1 protein-coding gene and 1 pseudogene are annotated in these 690 nt (G+C 49.4%); one reads left to right on the top strand and one right to left on the bottom strand.

Features of this window, described 5'->3' with window-relative positions; genetic code table 11:
- Positions 1–185, top strand: a 185-nt coding sequence (locus tag D1841_RS18845; protein WP_207709244.1) for a hypothetical protein, incomplete at its 5' end; no start/stop codon positions are given.
- Here the strand turns inward: D1841_RS18845 and D1841_RS17950 are convergent.
- Positions 169–690 (bottom strand): annotated as a pseudogene (locus D1841_RS17950) (recombinase family protein); the annotation flags it as partial. The gene D1841_RS18845 and the pseudogene D1841_RS17950 sit on opposite strands and share 17 nt — an antisense overlap.

Genomic DNA, 690 nt, shown 5'->3' with positions numbered 1-690 from the left:
TCAAAGAGTGGCTCCTTATGGGAACCGCTCTTGCTTTTTTCCTTTTTTACGAGGGTTCGAATCTATTTTTCGCTTACAAATGGATGCCAAAAATAGTTTATCACATACAAAAGTACAGTTTACAAGGGACTACACAAGGTAACGGTCTGGCGGGCGCTGATATGCCCGTCAGATTTTCCATGTAATGTTCAAGCTGTCGCTTGTGGCGGCAACGGTGGTAATCATTAAATCCACCACCCGCCGCTTGTCATTAAAGGATACGCTGTCCAATGTGTCGAGGTAGCCGGAAATCTGGCTGACCTGTTCAGGGCTGATGGCTTTCACCGTCAACTCAGCTATCTTCGCCAGAAGCTCCTGCTTGTGTCCGTCCAGTTCAGCTATCTTCACGTTCACATAGGAGAGCAACACATTGTTTGCGCCTGTCAGGCTGTCCACCAGCTTTTCAATCTCGCTGTCCACATGGGCAAGTTCCACTTGCAGGGCGGTGATTTTGGGATTAGCCTTTGCCGCTTTCTTCCTGCCCGTCAGCGTCTTGTAGCTGTCCAGCTTTTTCACCATCTGCTGATACACAACCGCTTCCAGTTCTGCTGTGATGATTTTCCCACAGCCGGGGCAGCTTTTGTTATCCAGCCGTTTCGTACAGCGGAGGTACTGTCTGCCGGAGGGATTGAAGATACTCATAAGGGCGTA

It is taken from the genome of Neglectibacter sp. X4, assembly GCF_009917365.1.
Taxonomy (GTDB): domain Bacteria; phylum Bacillota; class Clostridia; order Oscillospirales; family Acutalibacteraceae; genus Acutalibacter.
This window is presented reverse-complemented; position numbering and strand designations above follow the sequence as displayed.